This is a genomic window from Pontibacter diazotrophicus (genome assembly GCF_003367245.1).
Lineage (GTDB): Bacteria > Bacteroidota > Bacteroidia > Cytophagales > Hymenobacteraceae > Pontibacter > Pontibacter diazotrophicus.
In genome coordinates, this window is sequence record NZ_QRGR01000008.1 from 109,730 (window position 1) to 131,694 (window position 21,965).

General features: G+C 48.9%; 21 protein-coding genes. 12 read left to right on the forward strand and 9 right to left on the reverse strand.

Going from position 1 to position 21,965, the window contains the following annotated elements; genetic code table 11:
• The first annotated feature begins 266 nt into the window (after nucleotides 1-266).
• On the forward strand, nucleotides 267-1,235 hold the full coding sequence (locus DXT99_RS08620; RefSeq protein ID WP_115565140.1) for a sterol desaturase family protein: 969 nt from the start codon (nucleotides 267-269) through the stop codon (nucleotides 1,233-1,235).
• Nucleotides 1,236-1,592: 357 nt separating this feature from the next.
• Nucleotides 1,593-2,585, forward strand: coding sequence for an alpha/beta hydrolase (locus DXT99_RS08625; protein WP_115565141.1), 993 nt, complete (start codon nucleotides 1,593-1,595; stop codon nucleotides 2,583-2,585).
• Here DXT99_RS08625 and DXT99_RS08630 read toward each other — a convergent pair.
• Nucleotides 2,571-3,317 (reverse strand): phospholipase A, encoded by a 747-nt coding sequence (locus tag DXT99_RS08630; RefSeq protein WP_181885070.1) that lies wholly within the window; start codon nucleotides 3,315-3,317, stop codon nucleotides 2,571-2,573. The genes DXT99_RS08625 and DXT99_RS08630 overlap by 15 nt on opposite strands.
• Nucleotides 3,318-3,709: 392 nt before the next feature.
• Here DXT99_RS08630 and DXT99_RS08640 point away from each other — a divergent pair, with 392 nt between their 5' ends.
• Both DXT99_RS08640 and DXT99_RS08645 read left to right on the forward strand, forming a co-directional pair.
• Entirely contained in the window at nucleotides 3,710-4,489 is a 780-nt protein-coding gene (locus DXT99_RS08640; RefSeq protein ID WP_115565144.1) for a sterol desaturase family protein, read from the forward strand.
• Nucleotides 4,490-5,337: 848 nt separating this feature from the next.
• Nucleotides 5,338-5,862, forward strand: coding sequence for a DUF2911 domain-containing protein (locus tag DXT99_RS08645; protein WP_115565145.1), 525 nt, complete (start codon nucleotides 5,338-5,340; stop codon nucleotides 5,860-5,862).
• Between the two features lie 521 nt (nucleotides 5,863-6,383).
• Here the strand turns inward: DXT99_RS08645 and DXT99_RS08655 are convergent.
• Nucleotides 6,384-6,926: a YfiT family bacillithiol transferase gene (locus tag DXT99_RS08655; RefSeq protein WP_317048134.1), complete on the reverse strand. Its 543-nt coding sequence runs from the start codon at nucleotides 6,924-6,926 to the stop codon at nucleotides 6,384-6,386.
• A gap of 173 nt (nucleotides 6,927-7,099) precedes the next feature.
• Here DXT99_RS08655 and DXT99_RS08660 point away from each other — a divergent pair, with 173 nt between their 5' ends.
• Nucleotides 7,100-7,558, forward strand: coding sequence for a DUF4174 domain-containing protein (locus DXT99_RS08660; protein ID WP_115565147.1), 459 nt, complete (start codon nucleotides 7,100-7,102; stop codon nucleotides 7,556-7,558).
• Nucleotides 7,559-7,600: 42 nt separating this feature from the next.
• Nucleotides 7,601-8,389, forward strand: a complete 789-nt coding sequence (locus tag DXT99_RS08665) for an SDR family NAD(P)-dependent oxidoreductase (RefSeq protein WP_220273366.1) — start codon at nucleotides 7,601-7,603, stop codon at nucleotides 8,387-8,389.
• 27 nt (nucleotides 8,390-8,416) lie between these two features.
• Here DXT99_RS08665 and DXT99_RS08670 read toward each other — a convergent pair whose 3' ends face one another.
• Entirely contained in the window at nucleotides 8,417-9,037 is a 621-nt protein-coding gene (locus DXT99_RS08670) for a carboxylesterase family protein (protein ID WP_115565149.1), read from the reverse strand.
• Nucleotides 9,038-9,241: 204 nt separating this feature from the next.
• Here DXT99_RS08670 and DXT99_RS08675 point away from each other — a divergent pair, with 204 nt between their 5' ends.
• Nucleotides 9,242-10,462 carry a carboxypeptidase-like regulatory domain-containing protein gene (locus DXT99_RS08675; protein ID WP_115565150.1) on the forward strand — a complete coding sequence of 407 codons (1,221 nt, stop codon included), beginning with the start codon at nucleotides 9,242-9,244 and terminating at the stop codon, nucleotides 10,460-10,462.
• 17 nt (nucleotides 10,463-10,479) lie between these two features.
• On the opposite strand, the gene DXT99_RS08680 is transcribed toward DXT99_RS08675, so the two are convergent.
• Nucleotides 10,480-11,028 carry a lipocalin family protein gene (locus tag DXT99_RS08680; protein ID WP_115565151.1) on the reverse strand — a complete coding sequence of 183 codons (549 nt, stop codon included), beginning with the start codon at nucleotides 11,026-11,028 and terminating at the stop codon, nucleotides 10,480-10,482.
• Nucleotides 11,029-11,038: 10 nt separating this feature from the next.
• Nucleotides 11,039-11,470, reverse strand: coding sequence for a GNAT family N-acetyltransferase (locus DXT99_RS08685; RefSeq protein ID WP_115565152.1), 432 nt, complete (start codon nucleotides 11,468-11,470; stop codon nucleotides 11,039-11,041).
• 307 nt (nucleotides 11,471-11,777) lie between these two features.
• Between DXT99_RS08685 and DXT99_RS08690 the strand changes: the two genes are divergently transcribed.
• The 4 genes from DXT99_RS08690 to DXT99_RS08705 all read left to right on the forward strand — a co-directional run bounded on the left by DXT99_RS08690 (nucleotide 11,778) and on the right by DXT99_RS08705 (nucleotide 16,351).
• Entirely contained in the window at nucleotides 11,778-12,275 is a 498-nt protein-coding gene (locus DXT99_RS08690; protein WP_115565153.1) for a YajQ family cyclic di-GMP-binding protein, read from the forward strand.
• A 138-nt stretch (nucleotides 12,276-12,413) separates the two neighbouring features.
• Nucleotides 12,414-13,199 carry a TerC family protein gene (locus tag DXT99_RS08695; protein WP_115565154.1) on the forward strand — a complete coding sequence of 262 codons (786 nt, stop codon included), beginning with the start codon at nucleotides 12,414-12,416 and terminating at the stop codon, nucleotides 13,197-13,199.
• Between the two features lie 147 nt (nucleotides 13,200-13,346).
• Nucleotides 13,347-15,668: a M20/M25/M40 family metallo-hydrolase gene (locus DXT99_RS08700; protein WP_115565155.1), complete on the forward strand. Its 2,322-nt coding sequence runs from the start codon at nucleotides 13,347-13,349 to the stop codon at nucleotides 15,666-15,668.
• 125 nt (nucleotides 15,669-15,793) lie between these two features.
• Nucleotides 15,794-16,351 (forward strand): DUF4142 domain-containing protein, encoded by a 558-nt coding sequence (locus tag DXT99_RS08705; RefSeq protein ID WP_115565156.1) that lies wholly within the window; start codon nucleotides 15,794-15,796, stop codon nucleotides 16,349-16,351.
• A 139-nt stretch (nucleotides 16,352-16,490) separates the two neighbouring features.
• Here the strand turns inward: DXT99_RS08705 and DXT99_RS08710 are convergent, their stop codons facing one another.
• Nucleotides 16,491-18,527, reverse strand: a complete 2,037-nt coding sequence (locus DXT99_RS08710) for a S9 family peptidase (protein ID WP_115565157.1) — start codon at nucleotides 18,525-18,527, stop codon at nucleotides 16,491-16,493.
• Nucleotides 18,528-18,574: 47 nt separating this feature from the next.
• Here DXT99_RS08710 and DXT99_RS08715 point away from each other — a divergent pair, with 47 nt between their 5' ends.
• Nucleotides 18,575-18,811: a hypothetical protein gene (locus DXT99_RS08715; protein ID WP_115565158.1), complete on the forward strand. Its 237-nt coding sequence runs from the start codon at nucleotides 18,575-18,577 to the stop codon at nucleotides 18,809-18,811.
• 50 nt (nucleotides 18,812-18,861) lie between these two features.
• Here the strand turns inward: DXT99_RS08715 and DXT99_RS08720 are convergent, their stop codons facing one another.
• From DXT99_RS08720 to DXT99_RS08730, 3 genes are all read right to left on the reverse strand, one after another.
• Complete coding sequence (locus DXT99_RS08720) at nucleotides 18,862-19,521, reverse strand: hypothetical protein (protein WP_115565159.1); 660 nt, start codon at nucleotides 19,519-19,521, stop codon at nucleotides 18,862-18,864.
• Between the two features lie 416 nt (nucleotides 19,522-19,937).
• The gene (locus DXT99_RS08725; protein WP_115565160.1) at nucleotides 19,938-20,945 is read right to left on the reverse strand and encodes a dipeptidase; all 1,008 of its coding nucleotides are present in this window, start codon (nucleotides 20,943-20,945) and stop codon (nucleotides 19,938-19,940) included.
• A gap of 268 nt (nucleotides 20,946-21,213) precedes the next feature.
• Nucleotides 21,214-21,873: a porin family protein gene (locus tag DXT99_RS08730; RefSeq protein ID WP_115565161.1), complete on the reverse strand. Its 660-nt coding sequence runs from the start codon at nucleotides 21,871-21,873 to the stop codon at nucleotides 21,214-21,216.
• Between the last annotated feature and the right edge of the window lie 92 nt (nucleotides 21,874-21,965).

Here is a 21,965-nt window from a genome sequence, read left to right on the forward strand (position 1 = left end):
AAAACAAACAATGCCTTAGCCTGCTATACAGGGGCTAAGGCATTGTTTGTTATTGGCTCGGCTATAAGCTGTTGTTGCCACACCAATGGCCGTTTCAGGAGATGGGGCACTGGTGTAATCTTCCTGTAGATGAACTGCAAAAATCAAGGATGTACTACTCCGCCCGCTGCCGCAGTTTAGGAATAAATTATATATATGCTTAACTTAGGCCAAATTGAGGAGAGCATCTGGAGCTTTCTGTTACCCTTTACATGTCTTGTGCTATTATGGAAATTCTGCTGGAAAACCTGCCTAACCCCTTCGTTTACTTCATTCCTGTTTTTGCTATTCTCATCCTGGCGGAAGTCTATATCAGCTACCGCGAAGACAAAGAATTATATGATGTAAAAGACTCTTTTGCGAGCACCTGGGTAGGTATAGGGGCCGCCATTCTGAACACCCTGACGAAGGTGTACCAGATCGGGTTCTTTTTCATTATTTATAAATTATTTGAGCCACTCCGGGAGCAGTACTTGGGCTACGAGAGCCTTGGGTGGGCTTGGTGGGTGTGGGTGCTGTGCCTGGTAGGAGATGATTTTAACTTTTATTGGCACCACCGCTTCTGCCACACTGTCCGCCTGTTCTGGGCGGCGCATATTGTGCATCATTCCTCCGAAAAATTTAACCTCGGCACGGCCTTCCGGAACGGCTGGACCATTTTCTTTTACAAGCCGATCTACTGGATGTGGATGCCTGCTCTGGGCTTTGACCCGGTGATGCTGGCCCTGTGCATGTCCTTCAATTCAATTTACCAGTTCTTTTTGCACTCTACACTGGTGCCTGATATTAAAGGAATGAATAAAGTTTTTAACACTCCCTGGGTGCACCAGGTGCATCACGCCTGCAACGTCGAATATCTGGACCGCAACCATGGGGGCATCTTCATTATCTGGGATAAACTTTTCGGAACGTATCAGCCAAGAGAGCATCACATAGCTCCTAAGTTCGGGGTGCTGCACCCGCCGCAGTCGCATAACCCGGTTAAGCTTAACTTTCATGAGTTTAGCGATATCTGGAAAGACGTGAAGAGAGCCAAGTCGTGGGAGCATAAGTTTAAGTATGTTTTTTACCCGCCAGGCTGGAGCCCGGATGGCAGTACCAAAACGGCTAAACAAATGCAGCAGGAACTTGAAATGCAACTCAATGCAGTACCTGTTACTCCGGTGAGTAATAATAGAGAGCAGGCGGTTTCGTAGACAATATTCAAGCTACGGCTGCAGTTCTCCGGGCAAACCTAAATCAGAAAGCCCTGATTTTAACAGGGCTGTTTCATTCTCCAAGACTATCCCCTTGAGGGGATTATAGGGGTGTAAATTTCGGAGCTATATTGCCTGATTTACCCTATTTGCGTTCTTTTCGCAGGTGTAAACACCCCTCCCGCTCCCCTCAAGGGGAGAATATGCTAGAATGAAACGGCCCTACTGATTTTAACTTCTTTCCTGTGTCTGAGAGCTTACCCCGCTACAATTTCCTGTGGCGCGGCGTAGCGGCTGCATATCGATTGTGGAAGCACCATCGTAAGGTTAAGTAAACAACCTTACGATGGTATAGCTATGTCTAACATTCCTTTGCCAGTTCAACTACTGATTGGTATTACCAAACTTGGTGCAGAAAGAACCTCTTTGCCTCTGGATGAACGACGCAGATCTTCCAACAGGTTTATGAAGTTCATGGATTCCTTTGCCGGACTCAAATCCCCTGCTGTTCCAGAACCAGAGAATAGCAGTTTTACCTCCAAGGCAGGCCATGAGATAGCGCTTAGAATTTTTAGGCCTGCCGGTATAAACCGGCCGCTTCCGGTTTGGGTGTATTTCCACGGGGGTGGGTTTACCATCGGGAGTTACGATGTGCGGGATAACTTCTGTAAGAGAATAGCAGATCAAACTTCTTGTGTGGTGGTATCGGTGCAGTACCGCCTGGCTCCGGAGCATCCGTTTCCGGAGGGGCTGCAGGATTGCTATGAAGCCACATGCTGGGTATCAGAGAACGCGCATACCTTTGGCGGTGATGGCAGCAAACTGGCAGTTGGGGGCGAAAGTGCCGGAGGCAATTTTGCTGCTGTGGTTTCTCTGATGGCCCGGGACAAAAACGGCCCCCAGATACTGCATCAGACCTTGTTATATCCGGCAGTGGATTGCAGCGGCTCCGCACCCTCACGAAGAGAGGAGGACACCGACTACCTGCTTACCCAGAACATGCTAAAACAGTTTGGAGAAGCCTACTTGCCGGCAGGCGTAAACAGAAAAGAACCCTATTGCTCACCTGTTTTTGCTGATTTAACAGGATTGCCGCCTGCCGTAGTCATCACGGCAGAGCACGACCCCTTGCGGGATGAGGGCAACCGCTATGCTGAAAAGCTAAAGAAGGCGGGTGTGCCTGTAGTGCACAAAGAATATCCAGATATGATACATGATTTTGTACTGATGATGCCAAGATTCCTGAAGGAGTCAAGAGAAGCCATCGATACCGTAAACAAGGCCCTGTGCCTGGCTTTTAAGGAGCAGCCAATCGCTCGCACAAAGCAAAACAAATCAGTACAGGTATAGCAGCAAGTTAGAAGGCTTTATAGCCATTCCCAGCCGGAGCATGCTGGTCGACTCCCGGTAATGGAGTAAGCTTTCGGCATAGCCCTGGTACCACTGCAGGGTTATAAATGTATTACCGGATTTAAAAGGGTTGTAGCTTAGCTGTGTCCGGATGTTTCCTTTCCAGGACCACGAAGCGCCTTTCCGGCCTGCAACCTCAAACAGTAGCTTGCTTTTCTTTATTTCCCAGGTATAAGCAGCCTGTCCGTAGCCCACATATTCCATCAGGTCAGGGTTATCTTTTTTATACTGAAAAGGAAGCCATGCCTTTAACTGCAGCACTGATCGGGGGGAAGTGAACATAGAATAACTTGCCGACACAAGATTCCAGCCCCTGGAGCCTTTTTCGCTGTTGCCACCTAAGCCATTCGACTCATGCTCTACCTGCAGCGCCAGGGAGCCTATCAGCTTCTCATCTTTAAAAAGGAGTTTCCCCAGGCCAGCGCCCGGGTTAAAGTTTATTTCTTTGAATGGGCTGGACCATTTATATATATCCCAGAATGATTTCTGAGTATAGGTTATAAAAAGGTAGGAGTCTAAAGGGAGGGTTGGCTTTGAGAGCCGGTGCTTAAAGCTGATCTGCTGTTTCAAATCAGAGTTGGAGGTTTCGGGCATTACGCCTGCTTTTGTTCCGGTAATAATATAGTTGTCTTTGTATATGGTAAAAGACGATGTTGTTTTGACAAACTGCATAATGGAGTCCCTGCTGATGCGCTGTCCATAATTAGTGTTTACTGAAGTTAATATTGTGAAAAGGCAGAGTAGCCATGCATGTTTCATCATCCTAATCTTCATTATTAGATACTATTGTATCAACAAAGCTTTTTGCAGCTTTGCTTTCTGGTATATTTCGTGGTTTTTATAGTAACGTAGCTGAGGAAATAATAGCTAATCTGTTGCTGCTGAAGCTTCAGCGCGCGCGAGAATCCCTTTGCGTCTTCGCAAAGCAGGTGCGGTGCAGTTACCTTAGGGATGTAGTTTTGAATACTTCCCAAGAACTTATTGGTACTCCGGGTGTGTTTATGGATAGGCTGCTTTTTATTTTTGCAGCCGCTAAAAGATACATTTAGAACTTGTTTATAAGTATGGCAGGTAGTCAGTTTTGGATGCTCTATGGGCTGCTAGCGGCCCGGTATGTCGTGATTGCGGGGCTGGCGTTTCTGGTATTCTATTTCTTCTTTTCTTCCAGGTTTTCAAAGCTTAAGATACAGGCACTTTTCCCGAAGCGGAAGGATTATGTGCGGGAGGTTGCCTATTCGTTTCTGACCTTTTTCACCTTTGCGCTAGTAGGTGTTGTGCTTTCTTCTTCTGCTGTTTTACCTTATACCCAAATCTATCAGGATGTGTCGGACTATGGCTGGGGTTATATGCTGCTGAGCGTGGTGCTGGCGCTGCTGATACACGATGCATATTTCTACTGGACACATCGCCTGATGCATCACCCGCGCCTGTTTAAGCTTTTCCATCTCACGCATCACCGGTCGGTAAACCCTTCGCCATGGGCAGCGTTTGCCTTTAGTCCTTTAGAGGCTGTGGTAGAAGCAGGAGTTATTCTGGTAATAGCGTTTCTGATACCGATACACCCGCTCGGGATTCTGCTTTTCCTGCTGTTCATGACGGTGTATAACGTGTACGGGCACCTGGGCTATGAGATTTACCCGAAATGGGTGGTGAACAGTCGCTTCGGCAGGTGGTTGAATACGTCTACCAACCACAACATGCACCATAAGTACTTCAAGGGCAACTATGGGCTGTACTTCAGGTTCTGGGACGAGTTGCTGGGTACGACGCACCCTCACTATGAGAAAACGCTTGCTAAACTGGTCAGCCCGGAACAGGAGCAGCAGACCTCGCAGTCCAGCTAAGCGCTTCATGAGCAGGCTTGTCCTGGAATTTTTTGTCAGAAAACACAGATTCATCAAGCCGTTGCCGTTGTGGTGCTTTCACCAATAGCTATTGATGGCGTGTTGCAGGATGAACTAAAAAGAGAAAGCCTCTCCGGTTTGTGGTCGGAGAGGCTTTTTAGCTGTAGGGGGAGGAATCGAACCTCCACGGAGTAGTTAGGCAAATGTCTTTGTACCAGTAGATAGATCAAAAGTTGCTTTATCCCAGAACCTCCACCCCCGAGATCGGAGGGCTTGTCTGCCAGTTTCAACACCCTACATTGTTGTTGATAATTCAAATATAGAACGCCCTTTTTTAAATTGCAAATTTTTCAATAAAAATAATTTAAATGTGCGACTATGATAGGTAATACGCCTTTTAGTTTGATGGGTTGTAATTATATGGCAAATATTTAAATTCATTACTTTTTGTCTTGCTGCCTGTTTTCATTGTTTTAAATAAAAAGATATATTTTAAAGGGGGGGTAACGGCAAATTGTTATGTCTTCTTTATTTATGCAGTAGCATATAGAGGGGGGCTGTGTCGATAAGCGAGGCTATTTGTGCGTAAAGGATATGTTGCCTGTGCTCAAACCTATTTAAGAGATAGCGTATGGTATTGTCAACACCCGGTCTTTTACAGGGATGGGAGCCTTGGCTTAGATAGAAATAAACGTATAAGTTTATTTCTATCTAAGCTAAAAATTTTGAAGTGCGTATACTACATGTTGAGTTAGCCGCTTATCGAAAATAACTTATACTATAGACGCTGTTCCTTGCGTTTATCTTTTTTAAACTGACCAAACTGAATTAACCAAACCGAAAAAATTATGAAAAACACACGCATTTTAAATTCACTCGCACTGTTGTTTGTTTGTATGCTGATGTCCACCATCGCCTGGGCGCAGAATGAGCAAAAGGCAAGCCCTCCTGCCACAGCAACCGGTAAAGTAGGAGAAGCAGATATCACTGTTAACTACAGCAGCCCGGCTGTAAAAGGCCGCCAGATATGGGGTGACCTAGTGCCCTATGGAGAAGTATGGCGCGCAGGAGCCAACGAGGCTACTACTGTTACAGTTGATGAGGATGTAATGGTGGAAGGAAAAGAGTTACCTGCCGGCACCTACAGCCTGTATACCATACCGGGAGAAGACGAATGGACCGTGATTTTCAATAAAACAGCCAAGCAGTGGGGTACACAGTACGACGAAGGCCAGGATGCGCTACGCGTAACAACCAAGCCACGCCAGGCTGCTACTATGAATGAGCGCCTGGCTTACGATGTAACGGACCAAGGCCTTGTACTCCGTTGGGAGAACCTGGAGGTGCCTGTTACTATAACAGCTCAGAAGTAGTACACTCATATTGTTTCTTTTAATCCTGCGCTGCATGTTCATAAATTATGTGGCGCAGGATTTTTTTATGCCTGCCAGGCAGTGTCAGGTAAAGAGAGTGTCATTCATGTTATCGCTAAAAAGAGAAAGCCTCTCCGGTTTATGGTCGGAGAGGCTTTTTAGCTGTAGGGGGAGGAATCGAACCTCCACGGAGTAGTTAGGCAAATGTCTTTGTACCAGTAGATAGATCAAAAGTTGCTTTATCCCAGAACCTCCACCCCCGAGATCGGAGGGCTTGTCTGCCAGTTTCAACACCCTACATTGTTGTTGATGATTCAAATATAGAACGCCCTTTTTTAAATTGCAAATTTTTCAATAAAAATAATTTAAAAATATATAATCGTTAAGTAATAACCGCATATTTAATAAGAATGATACGCAGGTGATGTTATTTTGTTAAATCTGTGTTTGTTTCTTTTTATAGGCCTGCAACAGCTTAAGACACTGACTATCAGTTATTAGCTCTTGCTGTTGGGCCAGCGTTACCAGCCCTTGCGCTTTTTTAGCTCTGTTATATGAGCCAGGTGGTGTTCTCCGTGCCATGCGTAGAGCCCAATGTGTTCGCGAATCCGTTGCTCTCCATTTTCTGGATGAATAAACTTTCGCTCCAACTGCTCTGGCTGCAGGCTTTTGAGGAGCAGCACCCACCGTTGGTGCAAAGCAGTTAGCAATGCCAGTGAAATCTCCGGTGCCCCTTGCTGGCTGTCAGTCAGGTTTGCCCATTCTCCCTCGTTGTAGGGCCTGATAGTAGGTGCATTCTCTGTTAAAGCCAGTTTTTGGCGGGTATAGCCATTCAGGTGGCTGTCGGGGAGGTGGTGGATGACCTGCCGCACAGTCCAGCCGCCTTCACGGTATGGAGTGTCTAACTGCTCCTGCGTCATGTTTGCCACCGCTTCCTGCAGCCTGGCAGGGAGTCCGGCAATGGATAGAATATGTTGCTCTATCTGCTCGTCAGTGAGGGGCTGCGAAACATCAAACTTGCCAATAGGATAGCGCAGTTGCTCTGATTCTTCATTCGACATCATTGTTTTTCTGACTTAGATTTTGCTAACCGAGTTACAGGATTTTCTGCCGTTGTGCAACGGTTCCGGCTGGTAATATAGTGGAACGATATAAAGAGTGAAAAGAGGGTAGCAGAATGAGTATAAAAGAGAAGGCAGTATAAACCATGCTGCTGGCTGCACACGTATGCTAGAGGATGAAAAAGATAGTATTTTCTTTGTTCCTTGCTGGCTTCATGCTGTTTGGCTTGCGGGCAGATGCACAAACCAAGTCCTCTGGAAATATCCTGGAGCAGTATAAGTGGAAGAAGCGCCCTCTGCTGATTTTCGCACCTTCCGCAGAAAACCCAGCGTATGTACGCCAGAAAGAACTTATACAAGCCGACAAGGCCGCATTGAATGACCGTGACATGGTGGTGATAGAGCTGATTGGGCAGGATAAAGTATACGTGAACGGCACACGGCAGAAAGGGCAGCATGGGCAAGACTTGCGCAGCCGCTTTCAGGTGCCGCAGGAGGCTTTCTCTGTTATTTTGATTGGTAAAGACGGCACAGAAAAACAGCGGAACAATGGGACTGTTGCGCTGGAAAATATTTTTGGCCTGATAGACCAGATGCCGATGCGCCGGCAGGAAATGCGCGAAAATCGAGACTAATACTTTTCACAAGAACAAACAATGTCCATAACACAATCTAGTTTGAACAGTACTGCCCTGATAACGGGTGCCTCCGCAGGCATCGGCTATGAACTGGCAGAGCTTTTTGCGCAGCACGGCCACAACCTGGTGCTGGTAGCCCGGTCCGAAGACAAGCTTCAAAGCATGGCCTTGAAGTTTGCAATCAAATACAAGGTATACACAAAAGTAATTGCGGCAGACCTGAGCGAGCATGATGCCCCGGAAAAAGTGATGGCGCAACTAAAGCAGGAGGGTACCACTGTCGATGTGCTGGTGAATAATGCCGGATTCGGCTATTATGGCGCTTTCAAAGAATCTGATTTGCAGCGGGAGCTGGATATGATGCAGTTGAACATGGTGTCGCTCACGCATCTCTGCAAATTGTTTCTGGAGCAACTGCCAAAGGAGCGGCAGGGTAGGATTATGAATGTGTCTTCTACAGCGGCGTTTCCACCTGCAGGCCCGTTTATGGCTGTATACTATGCCAGCAAAGCTTATGTGCAGTCTTTTTCGGAGGCATTGGCTGCGGAACTGGAAGACAGCAATGTAACGGTGACAACGCTCTCCCCCGGCCCAACGGAAACAAACTTTAAAGAAGCGGCAAATTTACATGGGTCCGGCCTTTTCTCGAAGCAGTTTATAGCCGATGCACGAAGCGTGGCCAAAGCCGGTTACGAGGGTATGATGGCCGGCGAGGTAGTCGTGATTCCAGGTGTCTATAACAAGCTTACCGTCTTGTCTACCCGGTTTGTGCCGCGGAGCATCCTCCGGAATATGGTGAAAAAAATACAGGAGAAGCGCGGCGCTTAACAGGAGGCTGAGCTTAGGGCAGCGGGACTACGGCCGCTCCTTCACCTCTTTTTGGTGCTTCAGGAACCAGTCGTATATCTCAGGGTTATTGTAGGTTTCGGTCCAGGAGTCGTGCTTCAGGTGAGGATAAATCGTAAGTTTTACGTGTCCGCCTGCTGCTTCTACGGCTTTAGCCATTTTCAACGTTTCCTCTACAGGCACAATATCGTCTTTGGCTCCATGGAAAGCCCATATAGGCATTTTAGCGAGGTGGCGTGCTTTTGAGGGCTCGCCGCCACCGCATACAGGCAGGATAGCGGCAAACTTCTCCGGGCGGGCTGCCGCCCAATGCCAGGTGCCATAGCCACCCATGCTGATGCCGGTGAGGTAGATACGGGTTTTATCTGTCCGCACCTGCTCCAGCACTTCCTTCAGCCACTCACTCAAGAGCGGCATTTGCCAGTAAGACTGGCGTGGGCATTGCGGATAGGCTACCACAAACGGGAAGTCTTCTTTGCCTATCAGGTATTTTGGTAATCCCTGCAGCTTTACTTTCTCCAGGTCACTGCCCCGTTCGCCCGCACCATGCAGGAACAGGATCAGCGGCCATTCTTTCTCCTCCTGTTCATGGTAGGCTGCCGGGTAGTAAATTGTATACTTGTAACTCATAGCTCCTCCATTTCATCTCCCTTTATTTGGTACGACGGATATAGCTGATGGCGTTGAGGAAGTGGGTGAACTTTCCGCTAACAGTGCCTTCCCTGGTTTAAAGCGGAGGTATTTGTTGGTGGCAAGCCGCTACGCTGTTTGTTAAAATTGTGTTAAAGTGGCGGCTAAACGCGGAAACTACAGGCATGCTGCTTATATTGAAATATGCACAAACTGCTTTCCGTCCTTGTCCTACTTCTGCTCCTGTTCTGCTCTTTGCCTGTACTGGGCCAGCATGTGGTGCAGGGGCGAGTGGTAGACGAACGAACGGATGAGCCGCTTGAGTTCGTGTCGGTTTACGTGAACACCACCACCATCGGCACCTCCACCAACGAGGCAGGGGCTTTTACCCTGACACTGCCGGATGGCCATTATGAGCTAATTGTGTCTTACCTGGGCTATGAGCCCATCATATACCCGGTAAACACGGCCGCACTTCCAAAATCAATCCTGTTTAAGGTGCGGGCTAAAGAAAATGCACTGCAGGAGGTGGTGGTAAAAGGTACCCGCGATAGCCAGTGGTACGATAACCTGGAGGTATTTAAGCAGCGGTTTCTGGGGCAAAGTGAGTTTGGGAAGCAATGTAAACTGCTGAATCCGGAAATACTCACCATTACATTCAACGCTGAGACAGCCCTGCTGGAGGTAAAGGCAGACGAGCCGCTTCAAATTCAAAACGATGCGCTGGGATATAAAATAGAGTACCTGCTCACAGGTTTCAGGTTTTACGGGCGCGAAGGCTATGTGGTGTTTCTGGGGTATCCGAAGTATGTGTTGCTGCAGGGCGGCAAAAGAAAGCAGCGCAGGTGGGAGCGAAACAGGCAGCGGGCGTACCATGGCTCCGTGATGCATTTTGTGCGGGCGGTGCAGCAGAAGCGTCTCGAGGAAGAGGGCTTTAACCTGCGCCGCCTGTACCGGACCCCCAACCCTGACCGCCCTACCGAGGAAGAGATAGCCGCCGCACGGGCTGCGCTTAAAGCCAGGAGCGGAGCAGTCCAGGTAGGAGGCACTGATTCTATCTCTGACATATTAGCAAGGGCAAGGCTGCCGAAAACAATAGAGTCCCTGGATATTAACCCGGTGCCTTACAGCGATTACCTGCAGCAGCACGCCACAGGCGCAAAGCTGGCCTTTGATGGTTACTTTCAGGTAGTGTATACAGGCGAGAAGGAAGAGGCGGGCTATGTGTGGCAGCAGAGCATGTTCAAAAAGCGGGAGCCGTCTTACCAGACGTCTGTGCTATACCTGCAAAGTGATGAAGTGCTTTTAGAAAGCAACGGTAATATTGTGGAGCCACTGAATGTGTTCTTTGAGGGTTACTGGGGCTGGGAAAAAGTAGGAGACATGCTGCCCCTGGATTATCAGCCTGCTGAAGAGATGAATTAATCTGGTACTGCACAGGCTTATATGTAACAACTCTGATCCATCAGCCTTAAGTCTTCCACCGGAAAACCTTTCTGCCGGGCCAGCTGTACGAGGCGGTCGTACACTTCCTCATTCAATTGGGGAGTGCGGGATAAAATCCAGAGGCTTTCGCGGTCTGGGGAACCGACGAGGACATATTGATAATCCGGATCCAGTTCCAGTATCCAGTAGTCGCCTTTAAAGGGCCAGAAGAACTGTACTTTCAGTTTGCTGTTGTTGCTGCCCTCCACCGGGAAAGCTTTGCCTGTAGCGGCCTCTCCTTCACCCTCCGGGCCACCTTTTCGGCAGAAGTTGTAGACATCCACATATCCTTCAGGATTCTGCCTGTACTCGGCATACACGCAGTGGCAGCCCTTCTCGAAACGTTGTGGCAAGGCGGCAATCTCATACCAACGCCCCTCGTAGCGGTCAAGATCAACACGGGGTACTGTGGCAAGTGGGGCGTGGCTGCTGCTGCAACTGCTTACAAGAGCGGTGGCAGCCAGCAAGGCGCCAGCGCTAAGCAGCAATTTTGTTTTTTTCTTCATTCAGTCGGTTCTAAAGCTGCTTGGTCATGCGGTAGTGCTGTATGGTGCCAAACAGGATGTATGTTTCTTCCACTACCTCATACCCGTTCCGGCGGTAAAAGTTAACAGCATTCTCACGAGCCTGCAGTGTTAGCGTCATGGCTCCCAAAGCTTTGGCGCGTGCTTCCAGATATTCCATTAGCTGGTTGCCAAGCTGCTGCCCCTGCTTGTCTTTCCGGATGCCCATAAAGCGCAGTTGCCCCTCCTGCGGGGTGTTCATGTGCAGGCGGCAAATGCCCACAGCTTCCCCGTCGTCATCTACCAGCATAGCATGTATGGCTGTGGCATCGTCCTCCACGCGCTCACTGCCCTCCGGCTGGCCCCAGGGCTGGCGCAGCGTTTCGTAGCGCAGGCGGTAGTACTTCTGAAATTCTTCGGGTGTGGCAGGTTCTATAACTTCCATGAATTGATTGTTGAATGGCTGAATTGTAAAATTGTTGTTTGTTGAGTTACCGTTAATGGCTGCATACCTGGCTTGCTGAAAAGCATCCGGTAATGTAAGCCTTTATTTTTGCCGTGTTTTCAAAAGGCGGATAGGAGTGGTGTACTCGAGCAGCAATTTAACCATTTAGTAATTTAACTTTCCGACAGTTAACAATAAATGAGATCCTACGTCTTTTATCTTGCATCTGATACCTGAAAATAAAATAACTTTGTCCGCTTTATAGCGTCTAAAACTAATTTTAGAGATAAACTGAAAACAGAAAACTATGGCATCTTTTGATATCGTGAGCAAGGTAGATCCGCAGACAATGGATAACGCCGTCAATACCGCCCGCAAGGAGATTATGAACCGTTACGATTTTCGTGACACGAAGGGCAGCATCGAGTACGACAAAAAGGCGAACGAGGTACACATCGCCATGGAAAACGACATGCGTGTGCAACATGCGGAGGACGTGCTGCTTAATAAAATGGTGAAGCAGGGCATGGATGCCACCGCACTGGACTTTTCAAAGGAAGCCTACCAATCGGGGGCTATGGTGAAGAAGGACATCAAGGTAAAGGCAGGCATCGACAAAGAAACTTCCAAGAAAATTATGAAGCTGATTAAAGACAGCAAGTTAAAAGTGTCTGCTGCCATGATGGATGAGCAAATTCGCGTAACAGGCAAGAAGATAGACGACCTGCAGGATGTAATCGCCGTGATGCGTGGTAACAGCGAGGAAATAGGCATGCCGCTGCAGTACATCAACATGAAATCCTAACTTAATTGTTGATTGTTAAATGGCTGTATTGTTAACAAGGGAGTGGGGTTAATTTCTCTTATGATGGCCGCACACATTAACCGTAGTTTAGGAGAGTAAAAATCAACAATCAATTATCAACAATTAACAATTACCTATATGGAAATTTTCGCTAATCCGGATACCTGGATAAGCTTGCTGACACTAACCTTCATGGAGGTGGTGCTCGGCATAGATAATATCGTTTTTATTTCGATTATAGTGGGCAGGCTACCGAAGGAGCAACAAGGCAAAGGCCGTACCATCGGCTTGTCGCTGGCTTTGGTTTTCCGGATTATCCTGCTGATGTTCATCTCCTGGATTGTAGGAGCCAGTGCTCCTTTGTTTACCATCAACCTGCCTTTCACCGAGTCAGATTTCCCGGTCTCGTGGCGTGATATCATCCTTTTTGCGGGAGGCTTGTTCCTGCTGGCTAAAAGCACCACCGAAATCCACAACAAACTGGAGGGCGAGGAAGAGGAGGCGCATGGCGGCGCCAAGACATACGCTACTATGTCGCAGGTGCTGATACAGATCATTCTCATAGACATCGTATTCTCCTTCGACTCCATTCTAACAGCCGTAGGCCTGGCACAGGAGGTAATCGTTATGATTATTGCCGTTATCCTGGCCATGATCATTATGCTGATTTTCGCCAAGTACGTGAGCGATTTTGTGAACAAGCACCCAACCGTAAAAATGCTGGCGCTCTCGTTCCTGCTCCTGATTGGCTTTATGCTGATAGTAGAATCGCTGCACCAGCACATCCCGAAAGGCTACATTTACTTTGCCATGTTCTTCTCGCTGATGGTAGAGATGCTAAACATGAAACTTCGCAAGAAAACGGAACCTGTGCAGTTGCGCCAAAGCGAAGTGCAGGACCCGGAGAAGCATGAAGTAGTATAGCAGCAAGGGCTGAAATAAAGCAAAGGGGCACCGTCTACAGCAGGCGGTGCCCCTTTGCTTTACAGGGATACGGATGCTTCTGCCATACTTTATCGGAATTAATTTCTATATTAGGCAGCTATTATATTGTCTCTAAACCACCTTCTCATGCGGTACCGCAATAATGCCGTTGCTACCTTTCTGCTATTGGCGCTCACAGGCTTTGCTCTGCTAAGTATATACCTGCTGATGCCGCCCGAACCAAAACCAGCGGATGCTCCTGCGGAAGAGTTCTCAGCAGAAAGAGCCATGAAGTACGTGCACCAGATAGCACAGGAACCACATGCCATGGGCACGGCGGCACATGCAGACGTCAGAGAATACCTGTTAAGCGAAATGCGCCAGTTGGGCCTGAATCCGCAGGTGCAGGAAGCTACTGCGGTGAACAAAGCCGGAAAAGCTGCTTACGTAGGGCATGCCTACAACCTGATAGGCAGGTTGGAAGGCAGTAGCGCAGGTGACACAGCCATTCTTTTGGTAGCCCATTACGACTCACAGCCCAATGCGCGAGGAGCCGGCGACGATGGCGCCGGCGTGGCCGCTATACTGGAAACAATACGTGCCCTGAAGCAGGAGGGGCCCCTGGAGCATGATGTGATGGTGCTGCTGACAGACGGGGAGGAATATGGCCTATATGGTGCAAAAGCGTTCATGGAACACCCTTGGGCACAGGAAGTGGCGCTGGTGTTAAATCTCGAAGCCCGGGGTAATGCCGGCCCCAGCCTGACCTTTGAAATGAGCCCGGGAAACGGCTGGGTAGTGAAGCAGTTCATAGAGGCGGCACCTCACCCTTATGTGAGTTCGCTGGCATACGAGATTTATAGCCGCCTGCCCAACGACACTGATTTTACTGTCTTTAAGAACGCGGGCTACACCGGGTTGAACTCTGCTTTTATCGCTGGCTTTGTAAATTATCATAAGGCTACCGACTCTCCTGAAAACCTGAGCCAGCGCAGCCTGCAGCACCATGGCAGCAATCTGCTGGCGCTTACCCGGCACTTCGGCCATACTTCTCTTGCTGCTACCAAAGCCCCTGATGCTGTCTTCTTCAACTTTATTAATGGTTGGGTTATCCGGTACAATGCCAACCTGAACCTGCTATGGATTGCGCTTGCTACATTGCTGCTGGTGGTTACGCTCATGATTGGCGTGCAGAAGCGGGCCATTACAGCAGGGCAAGTAGTTGTAGACTTTTTCCTGTCCCTGCTGCTGATAGCTGCGGTGGTGTTGCTGTTCATCCCGATCAACAAGCTGGTGTTGCAGCTGATGCCGCTCTCGCATCCCTTTAACGGCCTCTATGGCGCTGATATGTTTTTTATCGCTTACCTGCTGCTGGCGCTGGGCCTGTTCATGCTGCTGAGCTGGTTGCTTTTGCTCAGGCTGCGGCTTTTTTCGCTGGTGATGGGAATGCTGGTGTTTCAGTTTGTACTAGCGGTAGTGCTTTATCTGCTGATGCCAAATGTGATGTATCTGATTCTCTTTCCGGTGCTGTTCAGCCTGGCTGGGGTGCTGGCCATTTTCCTGACAGGCCTGTATGAGGGGGAGAAAGTCAATTTCAGGTTTGCGCTGATCCTGCTGTTAGCTGCTGTGCCAGCCGTTTTTATCATGATGCCGATTGTGCAGGTGGTGTTCGCTGCGTTCTCTTTGCAACTGCCAATAGGCATGGTGGCGCTTTTCGTTTTGTTGCTGGGGCTGCTCTTGCCGCTGCTCCGTGTAATTGAGCGCAGCTTCAGCTGGCGGGGAACTCCACTTTTGCCACTGCTCCTGTTACTGGCAGGCGGCATAGAGGTGGCACGTGCCATCGATTACGAGAAGCCTGCTCCAGGACGGCCTTTACATAGTCACGTAAGCTATTTTCTGGATGCAGATGCTGAAAGGGCTTATTGGGCTTCGGCTTTCCAGGTGACAGACGAATGGAACCAACAATTTTTCCAGGATACCACCACTACCGGGCCCTTAAGAGAAATATACCCACATGCCGCAATCGAATACCTGAAGAGCAAAGCAGAGCCCTTGACGGTGCCTGCCCCCGTGGCAGAGATACTACAGGATTCGGTTACAGGAGATGAACGCCTGCTGCGCCTGCGCCTGTCCTCGCCACGCGGCGCAGCCCATCTTGAACTGGTACTGCAGCCACAAACACCTAATGCTTTGCTCAGTGCCTTACTGGCAGGAGAAGACCTCCAGCTGCAGCTTATAGATGCGGCACAGGGCCCGGTATACTTTACGCGCCTGCATGGTTTGCCCACCAGCAAAGAAGTGGAGCTGGAGTTGCGCCTAAAATCAGGTATCCCGCTCACGCTGTACCTCTACGACCAGAGCATCGGCCTGCCCCAGGAATTAGTGGCGCAGCCGAAGCCTGCTCACGTTGTGGCAGAGCAAGGCAGGGAGAGTAATCTAACAGTAGTCCGGAAGACTTACACTTTCTAGAAAGGAGCGGAGGTATAGCAGTATGGAGGGGTTTTTTGTATTTTTTAAGGAAGTTTATGCAGCCCTGAACTAAAGATATATGCTGCGTAGTATAGGTAACAGACCCTTATAGAAGATTTTAAAATATGCTTAAAACTAAGCTCTCCACCATCCTTTTTGGTGCTTTGTTTCCACTGATGATGGCCTGCGACAGGCCTTCCTCTAACCCGGAAGCAGACACGATCACCGTTAACCGCAGCATTATGTACGATCCTGCTTTTTGGGATTATGCAGCCAGTAGCAATATGCTACAGGTAGAAATAAGCCGACTGGCCGTAGAGAAAGGCACCACCGAAAAAACAAGGGCTTTAGGCCAGCGCGCAGTCGATTTTCACGGCAATGCTCTTGAACGGATGAAAAAACTAATGGCCGACAAAGAGAAAATTCAATTGCCTGATAGCCTTGGCGGTGCCGACAGGGGGCTGGTGCAGGAGTTTCAGCTGCTGGAGGGAGAGGAGTTTGATACCCGCTACCGCGACTTCATTGCCAGTTCACACCGTACACAAATAGACCGGTACGAAGAGGCGCTTCTCAGAGCCGAAAACCAGAAAATACGCGACTTGCTGATGGATATGCGGGCGCATATGCGGGATGAACTGGACAGGCTGGCAGTTCCTGACTCAGTAGTGCTGTCTGAGGAATAAATATTATATGATATAAAATAAAACAGCGAGGGAAGCCATTAGGCTTCCCTCGCTGTTTGTAATGAATTTAAGTTATTTTACTTCCGCTTGTGCGAGCTTGCAGCCTTATACTGCAGAGCGCCTAATAGTAAGAAACAAACTACTTCGCGGAAGCCTGTGCTTTCTCCTCTGCCTTCTTCTTCACGTCTTCTTTCCGCTCCGGTGCCTGCCAGTCTATACCTAGGGTGTATTTCTGTATCCACTTTATTTCCTCAATGTCACGGATGCGCTGGTGGCGCGGCTCCCTGAAACCGTGCGGCTCACGCGGAAACTGAATATAGCGCACAGTCTTGTCCATGTCCTTCAGTGCCGTAAACAGCATCATGCTTTGTGCCTCGGTGTCTGTCACATCGCTGAGGCCGTGCAGGATAAGTGTCGGGGTCTGGATGTTTTTGGCGTGTGTCAGTACAGATTTTTCACGGTAGCCTTCGGGGTTCTCCCATGGAGTGCCTTGTATATACCACAGGCGCACATCGTGGTTAAACCCAATGCCGTATTCCGAGGCCCAGTCGGATACCATAGCGCCGAGCGAAGCCGCTTTAAAACGGTTTGTTTTCGTGATGGTCATACCTCCCAGTATGCCGCCGTAGCTCCAGCCACGCACAGCCATTTTTTCTTTATCCACCATGCCATCGGCTACAAGTTTATCTACGCCGCTCATCAGGTCTTCGTAGTCGCCGCCGCCAATGTCGCCCATATTGCCACGCAGTAACGCATCAGTATAGCCGCTGCTGCCGCGCACGTTTGGCGCCAGTTGTACATAGCCTAAGTTTGCCCATACATGGTGAGCAGGGCTGAAGGTGTTGGTAAACACGCCTGCCGGGCCGCCGTGTATATGCAGCAGGAAAGGGTATTGCTTGCCTTTCTGGTAATCTGTTGGCAGGTACAATAAGCCCTCCACCTCTAAGCCATCCTTGCTCTTCCACTTCACTACTTCGGCCGTAGCCAACTGCAGCGAATCGGTTATGCGAGGATTCAGGTCAGTTAGTTTAGTAGGGTTGAACTTGTCTACTGCTGATACATACACATCGAGGGGCGTTTTATAGTCGCTAAAGCTGAGTACTGCTTTTTTGCGGTCTGGCGTAGTACTTAAAATGTGCCAGGTGCCGGTGCGGTTGCTCAGGTTCTTCACGTCGCCTTTGGCCACATTGAGGCGGTACAGGTTTGTGTTGGTGCGCTGCAGGCCTGTGAAAAGAATAGATTTGGCGTCCGGCGCCCAGAAATAGTTGCGGATATTGCCTTCGAATTTAGCAGACACCATACGGTGCTGCTTTGTGTTCGGGTCCATTACCCAGATTTTGTCGTTGCGCAGCTCCCACTCTTTGTCATCGGCGGCCGTATAAGCAAAGCTTTTGCCATCAGGTGCCCAGTTCAGGTCTCCTTCCGGGGCTTTGTTGTCTGTGAGTTGCACGGTGGCCGTATCGCCGGAAAGCTGCAGCAGGTAGATCTCAGAGAGGTTGCGTTGGTTGCGGCGGTTTTCGGTGCGGCCTGTGTATACGATGCGCTTCCCGTCAGGGGCCACATCAAAGTCCCCGATCAGCAGTTCGTTCTTTGTCAGCTTCTTTGCCTCCTTTAAGTTGAGATCAAATGCCCACAGGTGCTCCCAGGCACCCTCGGTCTGACCGTTCGGGCCTTCGTCTACAAACAGCGCGTCGTTTCCGTCTTTGTAGAGTTTCTGCTCCTCTTTACTGCGTGGTACAGAAGACACAAAAAAGAGCTTCTTACTATCACTGCTCCATACAAACTTGCCTACGCTGCTCTCGTGCTTTGTCAGTTGCACGGCCTCACCGCCGGCAGTAGGCATCAGGAACAGTTGCTGGTGGTCATCCACCTTGCGCTTCAGGGCAATAAATTTGCCGTTAGGGGAGTAGGTCAGATCCGAGCCGCCGTCTTCTCCCAGATACTGGTAGCTCTCACCTCCCTTGGATGAAACATGGTGGTGTGTTCTTTCGCGTTTGTTCTTTTCCCAGTTGAGCTCAGATTTGCTATAAATAACAGAATTCCCGTCTGGCGAGATAATGGCACCACCCAAGGCAGTGATGTTCAGACCATCGTCAGTGGTCATGGGTTGTTTCTGCGCCATTGTTGTGCCGCTAAGCAAGGCAGCCCACAGCACGAAAAGCAATCGCTTGTTCATAAAATGATGATTATAATTGATTCTGAAAAGATAAAGATAAGAAAGGTATGGCAAAGTTCATTTTGTCTTCAGTTCCTTTCGCTCTCAGCATGATTAAAAAGGAAGCGTACTTCACCTGCCGCACCGCAGAATTGTGGCATGAAGGGAGTGTGACACATGTAGGGAATGTGTCAAATGTATATGTGATAAAGAAGGGGGAATTGAGTCACGCCTTTGAAAACCTGTTCCATCAAAATGCTCTGGGCTGGAAGCTTAAAGCAAGAAATCTTTTGCGCATACTTTAAAAGCGCTTCTAAGAGCGGGAAGAGGGGGTGCTACTATGTCGGGAAAAAATTTACTTCCAGAGGTCGGCGGCTTTGCGGGCCATCCTGAAGAAAAGCTCTTTGTCCAGTCCTGCTACCTGGCGTGCCTCACTTTCGGAGTATCCGTTCTCGGCGGCATTCAGGTAGTCATAGTATAGCTGGGCCAGTTCCAGGGAATCGTCCTCAAAGCAATCCACCAGTTCTTCCGAAACAATTTTCTCAGGCTCAAACACTTTAGAAGGGTACAGCTTGTCGAGTTGGTAGATAAGGTACTTCTGCTGTGTCTTGTTTGGTTTGCCGCCAAACAGATGCTCTATGGGCAGGTCTTCATCCTCCTCATTAAAGTCCTCAAAATCATCCTCTACCGCTAAAGGCTCATATACTACAATGTCGTGGCCTGTGAGTTCGAGGTATTCATCAAACTGTTCTTTTATCGGAATGAGGGTCGGCGCATCGTACGGCTGGTTGAGCACGTTGGCCATGTGCAGGGCAATCTCTTTCCCTTTTTCGCCGGCTGCAATCAGGATCTGGTTAAACTGACAGAAATCGCAACCCAGATACGCAAATTTGTATTCATCATCGAGCACAGTGAAACACCAGAGTGTGATAAACTCTGTTTCGTCTATCACCACTGTATCGATGTACAGTTCATTTATCTGTACGTAGTGCGGCGAGTATTCCTGAGCATCCATGGGCCTTCCGTGTTTAGGGTTGAAATTGTAGGTGCCTTTAGGTTAGGTACAGTATAGGTACTGTTTAAGTTTATACGGTGTTTTATCTCGTATGGTAAACGTTCTATATATTATTTTCTATCAGGAGCTTAAGAAGCAGCCTGTTATAAGATTTAGTGCGCCTGGACAATGCAATAGCACCACATAAATTATTTGGATGCTGCTTAAGTTTGAGTGCTGTGAATTAATGAGTTATAGCAATATCGGTTTTTTATAATCTTGTTGAAATAACGTGATACATGTATAATTCTTGTGTACGCAGGAATTTTGTGAAACGCTCTTTTTTAAGGGTGAAAATGACATAAGCTTACCGGAGAGCTCTTCCTGGTTGTTCTTTATGAGGCTGCAGAAATGGTCCGGGAGGTAAGTCAGGAGCACTAAGACCAGATACGCTCTATAAATTGCTGCGCATTCCGGAAGGCCAATTTTTTGAGTTGCTCCTGCGGCACATCTTCTTTCAGGCGGTTGAGGATGTAGTTGTAGCTGGTGCCTGCCTGCTCGTGCTCTTTGTAGTAGAACGGAATGCGATTCAGGTCAGGATTGTCGGCTGTGTAAAAATAGTCGGCCCCGAAGCAAATGGCATCCTGGGCTCCTTTGCTGAGGCCGTACCGGATGTGGTGCAGGAGTGCCTCTGGTTCTTCTGTGTTCAGGAAAGCCCGCAGAAAGTTTATGCCTATGAGCCCCTTCCGATGTATGATTTCCTGGGTCACTTCGTCAGGCAGGTTGCGGTTGTGTTCCCAGACAGGTCTAAAGTTAGAATGGCTGGCTATGACAGGAATATCGAGCCGCTCCCTGTCGATATGGGTGAGGATGTCGTGGGCGAGGGCATCGCTGGTGTGGGAGAAATCCACGGCGATGCGGCGACCGTGCAGGTAGTCCAAAAGCATTTTGCCATCGCGCGTGATGCCGCTTTGTGTCATGTTGCCGCCGCCGAAGCGGTTTGCCGTGTGGTGCGTTAAACTGATATACAGTATACGGCCGCAGTCGGTGATGATCTTCTCCAGCTTTTTGAATCCGTCCTCCAGGGGCTCCACTTCCTCGCAGAAGCCGGCTGCGTTTTCGATGGCCGCTACCATGCCCACACTGCTTTCGCTCTGTATTGCCTCCTGCAGGCTCTCTACATCCGTTACAGCTTTCAGGCAGTTATTTTCCTCCTCAGCCAGTTGTTTAAACATGTCGCGTTGCAGCCCGGCATAGTGGGTGCTGCCGGGCTCTGCGGCCGAGTATATCGCCATTACCTGCAGTTTTAAGTTGCCTTCAGTTAAGGCAGGCAGCGCGCATCCTATCTCTTCCACCTTATCTGGTGCCGAGCCTGGCACATCTGTCAGGTACACCAGCAGGTCGCAGTGCAAATCTATAATGGGGAGGCGGGAGGGTATATTCATATATGTTTTCTTCTCTATTGCCTGATTACGAAAATGGACAGGGGGAGGTGCGTTTGCTTGCAAAGCAGTAGCTATCCTCGCTCTTGACTTTTGCTCAAGATAATGCCTTTTGAGAAAAACAGCCCGGGTATTTTGCCGATAGGAGCCTGGAAACCCTTAAGGCACCAATAACAACAATAGCTAAGGCGTTAGAGGAGGAAAGCATAAAAAAAGCCAGCCCTGCACATCAGGCAGGACTGGCTTTTTAGTTTTTGATTGTGGTAGCTTACTAGCGTGTAGGGAAAGTGAATCCTAACGTCAGCATAAACACTGAATTACGTGCATTTACTAAGTCACCCTGGAAATAATCGCTCGGCGCATCACTGGCAAAATCGGTGAAGCTGCCAACATAACGCACTCCAACGCTAATCCCGCTTTGCATACCAAAGCCAACACCGGCAGCATAGCCTAATTCAAACCTGGTGAGGCCTTCGGTACTGCTGCGGTTTACGGCAAGTGGTTCTGGCGATCCTGCAACGAACGTGTCAGTGTTGTTGTTCACGCTAAGCAGGTAAGCCGCCATCGGGCCGCCCTCGAAGTATAAAGGTCCCGCATCGATTCTGGCCAGAATGGGCAGCTCCAGGTAGTTGTAGTTTACACTACCTTCTCTGCGGTATGTCAGGTTATCAAAGTCAAATTCCTCCTCTTCGTTTCTGAAACCTTTGTTTGTATAGTACAACTCCGGCTGGATAGAGAAGAAACCTTCTACTATAGGCAAGTTCGCTGTTAGACCGGCGTGCCATCCGAATTTGTTGTTAAAGCGGCTGTCGTCTGTCACATCGCCTGATAAATTAGATAAGTTACCACCGGCTCTCAGGCCAAAAGAGGCCTGGGCCTCTGCCGTATACACCGTAGCCAACGCAAAAAATAATAAAAGTAGCTTCTTCATAGTTAAAAAATTTTCAGTTACACATGCTTCTTGCTGAAGGTATACGCATGTAGGACTGTTTTTTCGAAAAAAAAGAGGATAAATTTTATTTA